This is a genomic window from Pontibacter deserti, from assembly GCF_023630255.1.
Classification (GTDB): domain Bacteria; phylum Bacteroidota; class Bacteroidia; order Cytophagales; family Hymenobacteraceae; genus Pontibacter; species Pontibacter deserti.
Genome location: NZ_JALPRS010000002.1, coordinates 494,875 through 510,531 on the forward strand (window position 1 = coordinate 494,875; position 15,657 = coordinate 510,531).

A 15,657-nucleotide genomic window follows, 5' to 3' on the forward strand; every position below is an offset into this window, starting at 1 on the left:
TTATACTTGCATATATTTCTTAGATGGACATAGTAATCATGGTAGCCCAGCTCATTCTGGGACTTACAATTTTAGTTGGTTTGCACGAGCTGGGGCACATGCTCACGGCAAAGTGGTTTGGAATGCGCGTAGAGAAATACGCTATTGGCTTTCCTCCAAAAGTTTTCGGTAAAAAGATTGGTGAAACAGAGTACATGCTGGGCCTGATCCCACTGGGTGGTTTCGTAAAAATTTCGGGTATGGTGGATGAGTCGATGGACACAGAAGCGCTGAAAGAAGAGCCAAAACCATGGGAATTCAGAGCTAAACCGGCCTGGCAGCGCCTGATCGTAATGATGGGCGGTATCATTGTAAACGTGATCACGGGTATCGTTATTTATATTTTCCTGACCTATAACTATGGCGAAAGCTACCTGCCGGCCCAAGAGGTAAAGTATGGTGTAGCGCCTAACGAGATCGGTAAAGAGATCGGTTTCCAGACAGGTGATAAGATAGTGGCAGTAAACGGTAAGCCACTGGAAAAATTTGAAGATGTATATTCAATGGATGCCCTGCTGAACCAGGACGCATTTTATACAGTAGAGCGCAACGGCGAAAAAGTAAACATACCTGTGCCTGTTGATCTGATGGATAAACTGGCCGATAAGGAAGAGCGCATGTTATTCGTGCAGCCTCGTCAGCCGTTTATGGTTGACCAGGTAATGGCCGGAAGCAACGCTGCTGATGCAGGACTAAAACCAGGCGATTATATACTTACTGTAAATGGTGAGGAAGCCCGTTTCTTCGATGAGTTTAAACAACTGTTGATCAAGAATGCAGGCAAGCAAATAACACTACAGGTAGAGCGCGGTGAGAAAGTTGTGGACCTGAAAGCCAGTGTAGAGCCGGATGGCACAATTGGTTTTATCCAGAAGCCATTGCTAAACTATGCCACTAAAGAATACAGCATTGGTGAAGCCATTCCGGCAGGTACAGAGCAGGCGTTTGGTGTGATAACAGCTAACCTGAAAGGCTTCGGTAAGATTTTCCGTGGTGAAGTTTCAGCATCAAAATCTGTTAGCGGCCCGATAGGTATAGCGCAGATCTTTGGCGACACCTTTAACTGGTACAAGTTCTGGTCTATCACGGCTATGCTTTCTATGGTACTGGCTTTCATGAACTTCCTGCCGATTCCTGCTCTGGATGGCGGACACGTAATGTTCCTGACGTATGAGATGATAAGCGGCCGCAAGCCATCAGATAATTTTTTAGAGAATGCCCAGAAAGTGGGTATGGTATTGTTGTTAGGCTTAATGGCTTTCGCTATATTTAACGATGTGTTCAAGTTGATCTTCTAAAGATTGCTGCTATGAAAGCCATCGTTACGCTTATTTTAACAAGTACCCTTATTGCTTTTGCCTTTATCACAGCCTCAGCCGCCCCGGCTGTTAAGCTGCAAACTATAACCCAAAACGCTGTCGCCCTGCAAAGCGACAGCGTTTACATGGTACAGAAAGGCGACACCTACTATAGTCTTTCCCGCCGCTTTCAAATTCCACTGGACTCGCTCCAGAAATGGAATAACAATCAACTACAAATTGGGCAGTCGCTATACTTAAAAAGACCTGGCCAGCTTAATACTATAGCTGTTGCTGCTAAGCCGGCACCAGCTCCAAAGGCACCCGCTAAGCCCGCAGATAAACAACTTACAACTGCCCCTGCTACTTCACCTGTCAGTACTTCTGCGTCTGTTTCACCGGTTCCTACCAGCGCGGCCCGTAAAACAAAACAGCGTGTAATGGTAGTGCCTTTCGACCCATACTTATACTTTTCAGATGCGGATGATGAGATAGCCCGACACTCTAAAATACCACGCCAGAACGTGCGCCATGCTTTCCGTAGCCGGTTAAATGCCATGCTGGCACCTGAGGGTTATGAAACCATACATTTACTAGGCGGCGTGTACCGCGACAGCGTGAGTGAATTGAGCAGGCTTTATAAATCCCTGAGCTATAGTTACCAGGATAACCACAAATCAAAGTATAACACACAACCTGAGGTAAAAGAAGAAAAAGGTGGTGTGCTGAACTGGGTGACAGAGCAGAAAGAGAAATTAGGTATTGAAGGAGAGCCTGCCACGGTGCCTGTGGCCAAAGATCCGAACAAGCATTTTGGTGTAAAGGTGAAAGACCCTGAGTTTTATACTTACTTCAACAACCAGTACGGCATCGACTACTATGTGTTCATCAACCAATTTGAGGTAAAGACCAACTATGAGAACTGTCTGGACCGTGCTGCCCTGAACTATGAGCGCGAGTTTCTGGTTCATTATTCGATCTATAACAACAAAGGCGAACTGGTATCAGGTAACAAGATAAAAGTACCTTATCAGTCTAACATCAACGATGTACAGCGTATTGTAAGCGATAATATGCCAAATATGGCCCAACGTGTACTTGCTGACCTGCCGCCTTCGCACAATTAATTACCATGAATTTGAAGTCTTTTATAGTAGCTATACTTTGCCTGTTTAGTAGCACCGCCGCTATGGCTCACGACTACCATTCCAGTATTACTGATATCAAGTTTAACCCACGCACACAGAGCCTGCAGGTTGCTATTAAGGTGTTTACTGATGACCTGGAGACTGTGCTTACCAAGAGAAGCAAAAGCAAGGTAACTTACAGCGCAAATTCTGAAAGTATAAAACAACAGCTGGCCGGGTATATGGCTGCTGCCATGTCTTTTGAAGTGACGAAAGGAAAGCCGTTAAAGCAGCGCTTTGTGGGCTCGGAAGAGGAAGCAGATGTTGTGTGGGTTTACCTGGAAGTTCCTGTTCAAAATACTTCACTGTCGCAACTATACATTAAAAATGCAGTTCTGACAGAGCTTTTCGATGACCAGATGAACATCGTGAATCTGGACTATAAAGGCAATATGCACAGCATGCTTTTACAGAAAGACGAGACAGCTAAGAAGCTGACATTTTAGTTTCCTTTAGTAGAACTATAAAGCAGGGAGCGTAGCTTTGATAAACCTCCCAATAAAATAACTGCCAGTAAATTTCCGGTAAGAAAAGGTATTACAAGTCTTTCCAAATTATCCAGTCGCAGGTGCCCCGGCAGTTTCAGGAGCATAAGAACGGCACCTATAAAACCAACCAGTATCCAGTAAGGCATCCAGGAGAGCCAGGGCTTTTGCTTTACCTGTGCAACTGGCAACGTACTGATGTGCCAGCCTAAAACCGAAAGCCCAACAATAGTGCTTATATGCTGGATTGCGCGCGAAAGCGGTAGCTCAATTATTCCTAATGAAACAGGCTGCAGAAAGAAATGGCTATAGTTCCTCACAAAGTACTCATTGGCATGTGTAAAGCTATCCCAGAACAGGTGGGTAAAAGAGCCAATCAGGGCAGATATAGCAAAAATGTGCCAGTTACTCAACAAATAACTCCCCAGTTTTACAGGTTTTATACTTAGTGCGCGCTCTCTTAAATAATCGGGCAGATTCTGAACTACCTGATCACGGATCAGTAAATGGAAAAGTATAGCCAGTGCCAGGGCCATAGGCAAATCAAACAGGAACAGCCCTTTAAGTGAGTGACTGAGTGTGCCAAATCTGCGGTAAGGTAAAAAGTAAGCAAAGTCCGGGGCTATACTTCCAACTATAAGTCCGGTTGTAGAAAACCAACGGCTATGCAGGCGTTGCAGGGGTAATATAAGTGCAGGGTGTGCGGCCGTAAAAGGCATAAAAAGTAGTTAAGTTTACCGGCCGCCTCTGTCTACCTTTTCCGGTTTAATTAATTTAAACTCTACCCGGCGGTTAATACGGCGGTCGTCTTCATTTTTTTCTTCCCGGAGGGGCTTGCTGCTGCCAAAACCATACGATTCTATACGGCCCCGCGCAATATTCCCTTCCTGTTCAATATACTTCCGGATGGCGTCTGCCCTGTCCTGGGACAGTGTCAGGTTAAATTCAGGGTCACCTGCTCCATCGGTGTGGCCGGAAATCTCTAGTCTATACGTAGGATGGTCTAAAAGGAAAAGCGCCACTTCGTCCAGAATCGGCTTCATGTCTTCTTTAATATCCGACTGGTTCTGGTCAAATTCAATATTCTTAAACACTAACGGCACGCTATAGTCTATTAGTGTGGTCATGATCTGAAATGCTGTATCCTGCTTCAAAGAAATTTCCCGCTCTATAGTAAAAAAGTCAGGGCTCTGGATCAGCATCATGTACTTAGTATTGTCGATCAGGTCAAACTCAAAAGTACCATCCGGGCGAATATACTTAGAAGATATTTCGATACCGTTTTCAAGATCAATTACAGAGATAATACCGGAGAGGGGTTTATTTGTAAGAGAATCCAGGAGGGTGCCTTCTATTTTAGTTACGGCCAGCGGGTGAGCCTCCATTGGCAACGGGAATGAGAACAGGTCAAGGTTATGCAGGTCGCTGGCTTCGGAGCGGGCATAGTATAAATTCTTCGACTTGGAATCGATAGAGAAATAGTATTCGCTGCCACGCCCGTTTACCAACGGACCTATGTTGCGCGGCTCCTGCCATTTACCTCTTACCCGGTATGTTTTATAGATATCAAAATCACCGAAGTTATAGAGCTGGCCACGCGAACTAAAGTATAAAACCTGGTACAAGGGGTGGAAGAACGGGCTTACTTCACTTTCGCGGGTGTTAAGTACAGGACCTGCATTCTCTGCCGGAGCCCATTCGCCTTTTTTAGTTTTATAAGTATAGTAGATGTCGGATAAGCCAAAGCCACCCAATCTATCAGACGCAAAGTATATGGTGTCCTCATTGGCTGTCAGGGTTGGTTGTGAATCCCAGGCAGAAGAGTTTACATCAGCACCTAAATTCTGGATATTGCCCCAGGTTCCGTCTGCTTGTTTGGTGGCTACATACAAATCGCAGTTTCCATACCCATCCGGAGATTCGCAGCGGGCAAAGTATAAAGTGTTGCCATCGCGGCTCAGGCAGGCAGAGCCTTCGTTGTAAATACTGTTGATAGGTTTGCCAAAGGATTGTGCCTGTTCCCAATAACCATTTTCCTGGCGCGTATAGAAAAGATCTTCGTTGGCGCGGCCATTTAAGCCTTGGGTGTTGCGCTGGGAGGTGAAGATAAGGACCTCATCTTCGGAGTTTATAGTTGGGCCGTAGTCTTCGAAAGGGGAGTTTATAGAGTTACCCATGTTTAGGTAAACACCTTTGGGCGGCTGAAATGTAGAGACGGATTTACGGTACTCCACCATCTCATAGTAATAGTTTAGCGGAACATAGTAATCTTTATTATTCTGTTCCAGCGAGTCGTAGTAAGAATAAACCCGGCGTACATCAGAGCGGTGGTGTTTTAGCACCATGCGGTACAGCGACCTTGCTTTTTCTGATTGACCCTGCTTTTCGAGTAATTGGCCGAGCCGCCAGATCAGGGGAGTATCTTTGTAAAAGTTCTCGATTCCGAAATTGTTTACATAAGCCTCAAGCAAGGGAAGCACTTCTTTGTACCGACGCTTCTTTTCGAGTTTTTGTATGGCCGATAGCTTTTTCTCGTCGTGGTAATAGGAAACCTGGTTGAGGTTAGGGAAGGTAATTTGAATCTCCTGCTTCGGTGCTTTTTTGTGCACCTTTAAATCTGAGTTGGTCTCCAAGGGGATATGTTTATACTCCTGTGCCTGACAAAATGCAGGTACAAGTATAAAAAGCAATCCAAGCAGGTATAATCTGTTCATTTTCCGTCTTTTTTTACCTGTCCGTCAAAGATATTAATTTTGAACTATATTTTTGTAATTGAATCTTTAGGATGTCATTTTATTTTAGGCAAAATACCTGATATCTTTAAAGCTTATCATTGCGGCAGATATCTATAGTTGGCACAAGTCTTGACTATAGTACTGCAATTCAGAAAAAGCCATATGTGTGGCTTTTTTATGTCATTCTGGCATTGACACAAACTATGAAGTATACTTTGAACAACTTTCTGCATAACCTTATACTTAGCTCAGCTTCAGATAACGACGGTGATGAAGTAATCTCAGTTATTACTACAGATCCTGAAGAAGAAATACCTGCAGCGGAGCTGCCAACCGAACTGCCTATACTTGCTGTTCGTAATACAGTGCTTTTCCCGGGCGTAGTATTGCCAATTACTGTAAGTCGTAAAAAATCTGTGCGCCTGGTGCGCAAAGCTTACAAAGGCGATAAAACCATTGGTGTAGTAGCACAAAAGAATACAAACGCCGACGACCCAACTCCGGAAGACCTGTTTAGTGTAGGTACGGTGGCACGCATACTAAAGATGCTGGTATTGCCTGACGGTAACACCACTATAATTATACAGGGCCACAGCCGCTTTAAGATAGAAGAGATCACTGAAGAAGATCCATACCTTACAGCCCGTGTTAGTTACTGCAAAGAAACTAACCTTAACAAAAAGAATAAGGAAGTAAAGGCACTGGTACAGTCGTTGAAAGATGCGGCTGCCAAAATATTGAAACTGAACCCTGAAATACCACAGGAAGCCCAGGTCGCGCTTGATAACATTGACAGCCCTGCATTCCTGACGCATTTCCTGTCGAGTAACCTGAACGTGGAAGTAGCTCAGAAACAGGCTTTGCTGGAGGTGAACGACGGTACCGAGCGCGGCACGCAGCTCCTGCAACTGATGTTACGCGAGATACAATTACTCGAACTGAAGCAGGAGATCCATACCAAGGTACACACTGATATTGACCAGCAACAGCGCGATTATTTCCTGCGGCAGCAGATAAAAGTATTGCAGGATGAGCTCGGGCAGGAAGGACCGGATAAGGAGATCGAAACTTTCAGGGACCGTGCTGCTAAAAAGAAGTGGCCGGAAGCTGTTGCCAAACATTTCAAAAGAGAGATTGATAAACTGGCCCGCCTGAACCCGCAGGCTGCCGAGTACCCGGTAGCAGTAAACTATATCGAGTTTTTGCTGGACCTGCCTTGGGAAGATTATACTAAGGACAACTTTAACCTGAAGCGCACCAAGAAGATACTGGACACAGACCACTATGGCCTGGAGAAAGTTAAGGAGCGTATTCTGGAGTACCTAGCTGTACTAAAGCTGAAAAACGATATGAAGGCTCCTATACTTTGCCTGTACGGTCCTCCGGGTGTAGGTAAAACATCACTGGGTCGTTCTATCGCTACTGCCTTAGGCCGTAACTATGTCAGAATGTCACTGGGTGGGGTGCGCGACGAAGCAGAAATTCGTGGCCATCGCAGAACGTATGTGGGTGCTATGCCGGGTAAAATCATCAGCCAGATCAAAAAAGTAGGTTCTGGTAATCCGGTTATTATATTGGATGAGATTGATAAGCTGGCGTCTGATTTCCGTGGCGACCCTTCTTCGGCCTTGCTGGAGGTGCTGGATCCGGAGCAGAACCATACGTTTATGGACAACTACCTGGATGTAGAATACGATCTTTCCAAGGTACTTTTCATAGCTACTGCCAACTCACTGGATACCATACAGCCTGCCCTCCGCGACCGTATGGAGATTATCGAGCTGACTGGTTATACTATGGAGGAGAAACTGGAGATAGCCAAGCGCCACCTGGTACCAAAGCAGATAAAAGAGCATGGTTTACTGGAAGAAGATGTAAAGATCACGAAGCAGGCGCTTCAGAAAGTAATAGAAGACTATACCCGTGAATCCGGTGTTCGTAACCTGGAGCGTAAAATAGGCCAGCTGGTGCGCCACATTGCCAAGCTAAAGGCGATGGAAGAGGAGTACCCGACAACTATAAAGCCGGAAGATGTAACCAAGATAATGGGTGCTGAGATCTTTGATAAAGAGATTTACCAGGACATAGATACAGCCGGTGTGGTTACGGGCCTGGCCTGGACATCCGTTGGCGGCGACATCCTGTTCGTGGAATCTATACTTAGCAAAGGTAAAGGTAAGCTCACCTTATCTGGCCAACTGGGTGATGTGATGAAGGAGTCGGCGGTTACAGCACTTTCGTACCTGAAAGCACATGCCAATCTGCTGGATATTGATTATAGAATTTTCGACCAGTACGACCTGCATATCCACTTCCCGGAAGGCGCAGTTCCTAAGGATGGCCCGTCTGCAGGTATTGCCATCTTTACGTCTATCGCGTCTATGTTTACGCAGCGCAAGGTAAAATCTAAATTGGCCATGACTGGTGAGATTACGCTGCGTGGTAAAGTGTTACCGGTAGGGGGTATAAAAGAGAAGATACTGGCTGCCAAGCGTGCCGGCGTAACCGATATTATACTTTGCCAGAAGAACCGCAAGGATATAGAGGAGATTCCTCAGCAGTACATCAAAGGCCTGACCATCCATTACGTGGACAGGGTAGATGATGTGATCAAAATCGCTTTGCTGAAAGAAAAAGTAAAATACCCACTCGACCTGACAGTATCGGAAGATAACAGAGTAACCGCTGAATAAGGTCTAATTTTGAGTTTTGATTGAGTAAATGAGTGAATTTTGTTCTAACTTAAATTTTATTCACACAATCACTCATTGGCTCAATCAAAATTAATATGAAACACACTGCTGCCCTCTTACTTTGCACACTGTTGAGCTTTCCGCTCGCAGCGCAGGTAGGCGGGCAGCGTGCTTTTACGTTCCTGGAGTTGCCAACCAGTGCCAAACAGGCTGCTCTTGGAAGTATAAACGTCAGTTCGTTTGGGCATGATGTAAACATGGTGGCGGCTAGCCCGGCTTTGCTCAATGCAGAAATGGACCGGCAACTGAGCCTGAGTTACGTGGGCTACCTGGCTGATATAAAACAGAGCAATATAGCTTATGCCTTTAACCACGAGAAGCTGGGACGCTGGGCTGCAAGTATAAATTACCTGAATTATGGCGATTTTGTGCAGCGCGATGCCACTGGCCAGGAAGAAGGCAGCTTTACCGTGAACGACTATACTTTCAGCCTGAGCCACGCCCGCCAGACTGAGGAATTTACCATCGGTGCCACTGCTAAACTTGCAGTGTCAAGTATAGCCAGTAACAAGGCAGTTGGTGTGTTAGCTGATGTGGGCGGTTTGTTCAAACATCCTGAAAAAGACTTTACTGTTGGGCTGGTGTTTAAGAACATTGGCTACCAGGTTAAAGCTTTTAATGACGGTGAGCGTCAAAACATGCCTTTTGATGCACAGCTAGGCGCCAGCTATAAACCGGAGCACATGCCCGTGAGGCTATCTGTTACAGCACACCACCTGTACCAGTTCGACGTTGTATACTTAGACCCAAACGCCAAAGGCCGCCTTGATGCGAACGGCAACGAGATAAAAGAAGAGAAAACAGTAGGAGATAAGATTGCCCGACATTTTGTGGTAGGCAGTGAGTTTATCTTCAGCAAAAACTTTCAGGTGCGGGCAGGGTATAACCATTTACGACGGAAAGAGTTGCGTTTAGAAAATGCTTCTGGTGGTGCAGGGTTTTCACTGGGAGCTATGTTGCGGGTACGGGCTTTTGAACTGAACTATAGCAGTGCGTTTTACCATCCGTCGGGCGCGAGCCATTACATAACTATAAGCACGGATACAGGCACGTTGCTGAAGCGGAAGAATACAGAATAACAATTGGCTGTTATACTTAGCAGCTACTTTATTTATACTTAAAAATTTAAAGATGTTAGATTCCTTAGAACATTTAACACCAGCACAGATTGTAGCAGAGCTGGATAAATATATCATCGGGCAGCAGGATGCTAAGCGTAATGTTGCCATCGCGTTACGTAACCGCTGGCGCCGCATGAACGCCGATAAAAGCATACAAAAAGAAATAGTACCGAATAATATCCTGATGATCGGGGCGACAGGGGTAGGTAAAACGGAAATTGCCCGCCGCCTGGCTAAGATCGCAGATGCACCATTTACCAAAGTAGAGGCCTCTAAATTTACCGAAGTTGGCTACGTGGGCCGCGACGTGGAAAGCATGGTGCGCGACCTGGTAGAGCAGTCGGTGAACATGGTGAAGACCAGGAAAAAAGAAGAGGTAAAGCAGAAGGCCGCCGAGATAGTAGAAGATATTATACTTGATGCATTAATTCCACCGATCCAGGGCAGGGCAGGTTCGCCGGTTAGTATGTCATCAGACCCGAATGTTATGCCGGATAACGATTACGAACTGAACGAGCGCACCCGCGATAAATTCAGGGAAAAGATACGTAACGGCGAACTGGAAGACCGCAAGATCGAGATCCGTATTCAGCAAAGCGCCATGCCAGGTATGGGTGTTATGGGACCGGGCATGGACGAAGCCTCTATGATGAACATCCAGGAGATGATCAGCGGGATGATGCCGAAGAAGACCAAAAAGCGCAAAGTAACGATTGCTGAAGCCCGCAAGATTTTACTGGAAGAAGAAGCATCCAAACTCATCGACATGGATGAGGTAAAGGAAGAGGCCATCTTTAAAGCTGAAAATTCCGGCGTTATTTTTATTGACGAGATTGATAAAGTGGCCAGCTCCAGCAAAAAAGGCAGCGGACCGGATGTAAGCCGCGAAGGGGTGCAGCGCGACCTTTTGCCTATAGTGGAAGGCTCTACTGTAAATACCAAGTATGGCGTCATCAACACGGACCATATCCTGTTTATAGCAGCTGGTGCGTTTCACGTGGCTAAGCCATCAGACCTTATACCTGAGCTGCAGGGACGTTTTCCTATTCGTGTGGAGTTGCAAAGCCTGACCAAGGAAGATTTCTACCAGATATTGAAGTTCCCGAAGAACGCGCTTACCAAACAGTATGAAGCGCTGTTAGGCTCAGAAAACGTGTCCCTTACTTTTAACGACGAAGCCCTGGACGAAATAGCAAGTATGGCCTACGAAGTAAATGCTGAAGTAGAGAACATTGGAGCCCGACGTCTGCAAACCATCATGAGCCGCCTGCTGAACGATATTCTGTTTGATGTACCGGACAGGATAGGAGCCAACGCCCAGATTGTAGTTACCCGCGAAATGGTGCAGGAAAAACTTGCCGGTATGGTGAAGAACCGCGACCTGAGTGAGTATATTTTATAGTTAAAAAGTTAGAAAGGTATAAACTATAGCCACAAACAGCGGGGTACATAGTTTTGAGACTATACTTTAAAGCCGACAGTTTTGTAAAAGCAGAGCTGCCGGCTTTAATTTTTGGTTGGGATTTTATACTTTATACTTCAGTTGTAACTATAACCTTTCCCGACCTTAACCCCGTAATTCAAAATTCTTAATTCATCATTCATAATTGTGAACGAAGTGAACATCTACATCATAACCGGAACAAGCAAAGGTATAGGCAAAGCCCTGACAGAAGAATTACTAAAAGACGAGAACAACCATGTAATAGGTGTTTGCCGCAACAGCACTATCAACCATAAAAACTACCGTCATCAGCCTTTGGATTTCTCGGATATACCTGCCGTTGAGCACAACCTGCAAAAAGTGTTTCTGCCTTACACCGATGCCGAAAAGCTGGTGCTGATAAACAATGCTGGCGTATTGGGTGATATCGGATATGTAGGTGAAGGCATGCCGAACGAGCGTTTCGAGTTTGTGTTTGATATTAATGTGATCGTGCCTGCCATGCTGATGAACACCTTTTTGCAGGTATACCAGCAGCACCCAGCTCAGAAACTTATAGTTAACATCAGCTCGGGAGCAGGCAAATACCCTATTGATGGCTGGGCGAGTTATTGTGCCTCTAAAGCTGCCCTGGATATGCTTTCACTTACAATACAAAAGGAACAGGACATGCGCGGATCAGGTGTAAAAGTATATGCCCTGGCACCTGGAGTAGTAGATACAGCCATGCAGGAACATATCAGAGAAGCCGATGCCGACCGCTTCAGTACAGTAGAGAAATTTAGGGACTACAAAGCCAACAACCAACTGGCCCAGCCCGAGGATGTCGCGCAGAAGATTTTATACTTCCTGAACCACACCGATAAGTATACCGACGTGATACAGGATGCTCGGAATATGTGATTTAGAATTACGAATTACGAATTACGAATTCATTTTCTTAAACAACTATAGTTTGGCCTGGAGATCCGAAACACTAAAACGAAACACCAAATACCAAACACGATAAACGAATAACTATCAACGAGTAACAAAACCGCCTGGCCTTAGTAGCCGGGCTTTTTGTTTTATGCTGATCTGGTTGCTGCATAAGCTTGCTTATTTATAGCAGAAAAACTATCTTAACCTTAGCTACAAAGTATATTGCCGTACGTTTAAGACTATGCAAGCAATTTATACTTTCTTGCCTTAACCTAACTAACCCAAGCCATGCAGAACTACCAGATAAAAACCTTTGAACAGTACCAGGCAGCCTACAAACGAAGCGTGGAAGACCCGGAAGGATTCTGGAGTGATATAGCCGATACGTTTACCTGGCGCAAAAAGTGGAATACTACGTTGGAGTGGAATTTTGAAGAGCCGAATATAAACTGGTTTAAAGGCGGAAAGCTGAACATCACCGAAAACTGCCTGGACCGCCACCTGAAAACCCGCGGCAATAAACTGGCACTGATCTGGGAGCCCAACGACCCCAAAGAACGCTTTGTGCGCTTTACTTACCGCGAGCTGCACGAGAAAGTATGCCAGTTTGCCAATGTGTTGAAAAAGAATGGCGTGCAGAAAGGAGATCGCGTGTGTATTTACATGCCGATGATTCCAGAGCTAGCTTTTGCTGTGTTGGCCTGTGCACGAATCGGGGCAATTCATTCGGTTATTTTTGCAGGCTTCTCTGCCGTAAGTATGGCCGACAGGATTAACGATGCGGGTGCAAAAATGGTGCTTACTTCGGATGGTCTGAACCGTGGCTCTAAGCAGATACCAGTAAAACGTGTGGTAGACGAAGCCTTGGAAAGCTGCCCATCAGTAGAGAAAGTAGTTGTAGTAGAGCGCCTGGGTTGGGCTGTAAATATGGTAGAGGGCCGCGATGTATGGTATCATGATGAGGTAAAAGATGTAAGCAAAGACTGCCCTGCCGAAGAAATGGACGCCGAAGATATGCTGTTTATATTGTATACTTCAGGCTCGACGGGCAAACCGAAAGGGGTGGTGCATACCTGTGGTGGCTACATGGTATATGCGCAGTATACTTTCATGAACGTGTTCCAGTACGAGGAAAGCGATATTTACTGGTGCACCGCCGACATCGGCTGGATTACCGGCCATACGTACCTGCTGTACGGTCCGCTGCTAAGTGGCGCAACTACGCTGATGTTTGAAGGCGTGCCTACTTACCCCGATATGGGCCGTTTCTGGCAGGTGTGCGATAAGTTCGGTGTATCTATTTTCTATACAGCGCCAACGGCCATCCGGTCACTTATGAGCGGCGATATAGACCACGTACTTTCTTATAGTTTAGATTCATTAAAGGTATTGGGTTCTGTAGGCGAACCAATAAACGAAGAAGCCTGGCACTGGTACCACACCCACGTGGGTAAAGAGCGCTGCCCGCTGGTAGATACCTGGTGGCAAACCGAAACCGGAGGCATCATGATCTCTACACTAGCTGGTGTAACCCCTATGAAACCAGCCCATGCCACGCTGCCATTGCCAGGTATACAACCTATACTTGTTAACAGCGACGGTTCCGAAATTACAGAGAATGAAGTAGAAGGCCACCTGTGCATGAAATTTCCGTGGCCGGGCATCATACGTACTACTTATGGCGACCATGAGCGTGCACGCCTGAGCTACTTCTCTACTTACAAAGGTCTATACTTTACCGGCGATGGAGCCAAGCGCGACGAGAACGGTTTATACCGCATCATAGGTCGGGTAGATGATGTAATCAACGTATCCGGTCACCGTTTTGGAACTGCCGAGATTGAAGAAGCCATTAACCATAACCAGCATGTGGTAGAATCGGCTGTAGTAGGTTACCCACACGACCTGAAAGGCCAAGGGATTTACGCCTTTGTTGTCTGCAAAGATAAGCCGGAGCGCGAAGATTATTTGCGTGCCGAGATCATCGAAACGGTGGTAGAGAAGATTGGCAAAATTGCCAAGCCGGATAAGATTCAGATCGTAAGTGGCCTGCCCAAAACCCGCTCCGGAAAAATCATGCGCCGCATTCTGCGCAAAGTAGCCGAAGGCGATATCTCTAACCTGGGCGACACTTCCACCTTGTTAGATCCGGATGTAGTGGATGAGATAAAGGCCGGAGCGTTGTAATTTATTGATTAGTTTAAGTGTAAAGTCCTGCAGTGCCTATTGTAGGACTTTATACTTAAACTAATCAATAACCCTTCAAGCCTGGAGGTGTACTTCAAAGACCTAGTCTGTCTAAATTCGCACAGAACAACACCTACAAGATAGGTTAAACTACCGCTGAAAATCATCAAATATTATCTGTGAGTACTCTTAATGTGTTCGTGGCATTACTAGCGTTACTGGTCCAAATAATGGAATAACTATAGTAATGGGAGAGGGGCAACAAGAAAAACATTTAGGGTAATATTTATAAGTGCCTATATAGTTTTATGTTTGTATTTTTAAGAACATCTCAACACGGAACTACTGCATACATGAAGGGTATACTGATCATAATACTTGTTACAATCTCACTTTATAGTTGTAAGAAGGAAGACGTTTTTAATCCTGTATTCACAGGGAATGTGGAGCTTAAAAGTCAACAGGAAGTAGATGCTTTTGCTGCTAAAGGGTATACCGAGATCAATGGATCCTTAACAATAGGAGCCATGTCTGAAACGGATATAACAAATTTACAAGGCCTTAAGAGCCTGACGAAAGTAAGTGATGAATTAAGTATACTCAGAAATATTAACCTTGCCAGTTTAGATGGCTTGCATAACATAGCAACGGTAGGCTCCAGATTATTTGTATACCAGAATACAACGCTAAAGAATCTTGATGGCCTGAATGGTTTATCTTCAGTAGGAAGTTTACAGCCGGATAAAAATCGAAGAGGTATTACTATTGATATGAATCCAGCATTGCTAAATGTTGATGGTTTAGCAAACGCAGTATTAGAGGGAGGTAGTTTATTTGTAGAAGAGAATGCTTCTTTAGTTAACCTGGATGGGTTAGGTAATATCTCGGGAGCAATTGTAGAATTAATTATTAGCGAAAATAACGATTTAGTAAGTATAACCGGGCTGGAGGGCATTACATCGGCGAGTGGTGGCTGGTTTACTATTAGTAACAACCCGAAACTTACAAGCCTGGCCGGATTAGAGAATATCCGTACAATTGGGGGGCATGTTAAATTAATGTCTAACGATGCTATTACAGACCTTCAAGGGCTTAATGGAGTAACTGAGATTGGTGGAGGACTGGAAATATATGGGAATGATGCCCTGGCAAGTATTAAAGAACTTGGTAACCTTACATCTATAGGTCATAACCCTATGATGGGAAATAGCAGGCTGATTATAACAGCTAATGGGCCGCTAGTTACTATTGACGGGTTAGAGAAGCTTAAGGCATTGAACGGGTTTTTAGAAATTGGCTGGAATAAGAGTTTGCGTAACTTTTGTGCCATAAAAGGCTTACTTGAAAATGAAGAGCTGGTAGAAGAAGGAGAGTTTAAGGATTATATCGTAAACGGGAATGCTTATAACCCAACTATCCAAAATATACTAAACGGCAATTGTTTCAGGTAAGATTGTAGACTATAAAATTATTCAAAATTACGCTAA

General features: G+C 45.2%; 11 protein-coding genes. 9 read left to right on the top strand and 2 right to left on the bottom strand.

The window, feature by feature from the left end; all coding sequences use genetic code 11:
• Positions 1–23: 23 nt before the first annotated feature.
• Genes rseP through MJ612_RS14260 form a run of 3 tightly spaced genes read left to right on the top strand, consistent with a single transcriptional unit; the run spans position 24 to position 2,970 of the window.
• Complete coding sequence (rseP, locus tag MJ612_RS14250) at positions 24–1,337, top strand: RIP metalloprotease RseP (protein WP_187031074.1); 1,314 nt, start codon at positions 24–26, stop codon at positions 1,335–1,337.
• 11 nt (positions 1,338–1,348) lie between these two features.
• Positions 1,349–2,464: a LysM peptidoglycan-binding domain-containing protein gene (locus MJ612_RS14255; protein WP_187031072.1), complete on the top strand. Its 1,116-nt coding sequence runs from the start codon at positions 1,349–1,351 to the stop codon at positions 2,462–2,464.
• A 5-nt stretch (positions 2,465–2,469) separates the two neighbouring features.
• Positions 2,470–2,970, top strand: coding sequence for a DUF6702 family protein (locus MJ612_RS14260; RefSeq protein ID WP_187031070.1), 501 nt, complete (start codon positions 2,470–2,472; stop codon positions 2,968–2,970).
• On the opposite strand, the gene MJ612_RS14265 is transcribed toward MJ612_RS14260, so the two are convergent.
• The gene (locus tag MJ612_RS14265; protein ID WP_187031068.1) at positions 2,967–3,728 is read right to left on the bottom strand and encodes a DUF4184 family protein; all 762 of its coding nucleotides are present in this window, start codon (positions 3,726–3,728) and stop codon (positions 2,967–2,969) included. The two genes, MJ612_RS14260 and MJ612_RS14265, sit on opposite strands and share 4 nt — an antisense overlap.
• Before the next feature lie 15 nt (positions 3,729–3,743).
• Positions 3,744–5,723 carry an OmpA family protein gene (locus MJ612_RS14270; protein ID WP_187031066.1) on the bottom strand — a complete coding sequence of 660 codons (1,980 nt, stop codon included), beginning with the start codon at positions 5,721–5,723 and terminating at the stop codon, positions 3,744–3,746.
• A 224-nt stretch (positions 5,724–5,947) separates the two neighbouring features.
• On the opposite strand from MJ612_RS14270, the gene lon reads away from it, so the two are divergent.
• From lon to MJ612_RS14300, 6 genes are all read left to right on the top strand, one after another.
• Positions 5,948–8,437 carry an endopeptidase La gene (gene lon / locus MJ612_RS14275; RefSeq protein ID WP_187031064.1) on the top strand — a complete coding sequence of 830 codons (2,490 nt, stop codon included), beginning with the start codon at positions 5,948–5,950 and terminating at the stop codon, positions 8,435–8,437.
• A gap of 95 nt (positions 8,438–8,532) precedes the next feature.
• Positions 8,533–9,576, top strand: coding sequence for a type IX secretion system protein PorQ (gene porQ, locus MJ612_RS14280; RefSeq protein ID WP_187031062.1), 1,044 nt, complete (start codon positions 8,533–8,535; stop codon positions 9,574–9,576).
• Between the two features lie 52 nt (positions 9,577–9,628).
• Positions 9,629–11,020, top strand: a complete 1,392-nt coding sequence (hslU, locus tag MJ612_RS14285) for an ATP-dependent protease ATPase subunit HslU (protein WP_187031061.1) — start codon at positions 9,629–9,631, stop codon at positions 11,018–11,020.
• A 207-nt stretch (positions 11,021–11,227) separates the two neighbouring features.
• Positions 11,228–11,965, top strand: coding sequence for an SDR family NAD(P)-dependent oxidoreductase (locus MJ612_RS14290; protein WP_250419194.1), 738 nt, complete (start codon positions 11,228–11,230; stop codon positions 11,963–11,965).
• 306 nt (positions 11,966–12,271) lie between these two features.
• The gene (acs, locus tag MJ612_RS14295) at positions 12,272–14,170 is read left to right on the top strand and encodes an acetate--CoA ligase (protein WP_187031059.1); all 1,899 of its coding nucleotides are present in this window, start codon (positions 12,272–12,274) and stop codon (positions 14,168–14,170) included.
• 353 nt (positions 14,171–14,523) lie between these two features.
• Positions 14,524–15,621: a hypothetical protein gene (locus tag MJ612_RS14300; RefSeq protein ID WP_187031057.1), complete on the top strand. Its 1,098-nt coding sequence runs from the start codon at positions 14,524–14,526 to the stop codon at positions 15,619–15,621.
• Positions 15,622–15,657 lie beyond the last annotated feature (36 nt).

Coding starts and splice junctions, on each gene's coding strand:
- rseP (WP_187031074.1), top strand. CDS start 24: ATGGACATAGTAATCATGGTAGCCCAGCTCATTCTGGGACTTACAATT.
- MJ612_RS14255 (WP_187031072.1), top strand. CDS start 1,349: ATGAAAGCCATCGTTACGCTTATTTTAACAAGTACCCTTATTGCTTTT.
- MJ612_RS14260 (WP_187031070.1), top strand. CDS start 2,470: ATGAATTTGAAGTCTTTTATAGTAGCTATACTTTGCCTGTTTAGTAGC.
- MJ612_RS14265 (WP_187031068.1), bottom strand. CDS start 3,728: ATGCCTTTTACGGCCGCACACCCTGCACTTATATTACCCCTGCAACGC.
- MJ612_RS14270 (WP_187031066.1), bottom strand. CDS start 5,723: ATGAACAGATTATACCTGCTTGGATTGCTTTTTATACTTGTACCTGCA.
- lon (WP_187031064.1), top strand. CDS start 5,948: ATGAAGTATACTTTGAACAACTTTCTGCATAACCTTATACTTAGCTCA.
- porQ (WP_187031062.1), top strand. CDS start 8,533: ATGAAACACACTGCTGCCCTCTTACTTTGCACACTGTTGAGCTTTCCG.
- hslU (WP_187031061.1), top strand. CDS start 9,629: ATGTTAGATTCCTTAGAACATTTAACACCAGCACAGATTGTAGCAGAG.
- acs (WP_187031059.1), top strand. CDS start 12,272: ATGCAGAACTACCAGATAAAAACCTTTGAACAGTACCAGGCAGCCTAC.
- MJ612_RS14300 (WP_187031057.1), top strand. CDS start 14,524: ATGAAGGGTATACTGATCATAATACTTGTTACAATCTCACTTTATAGT.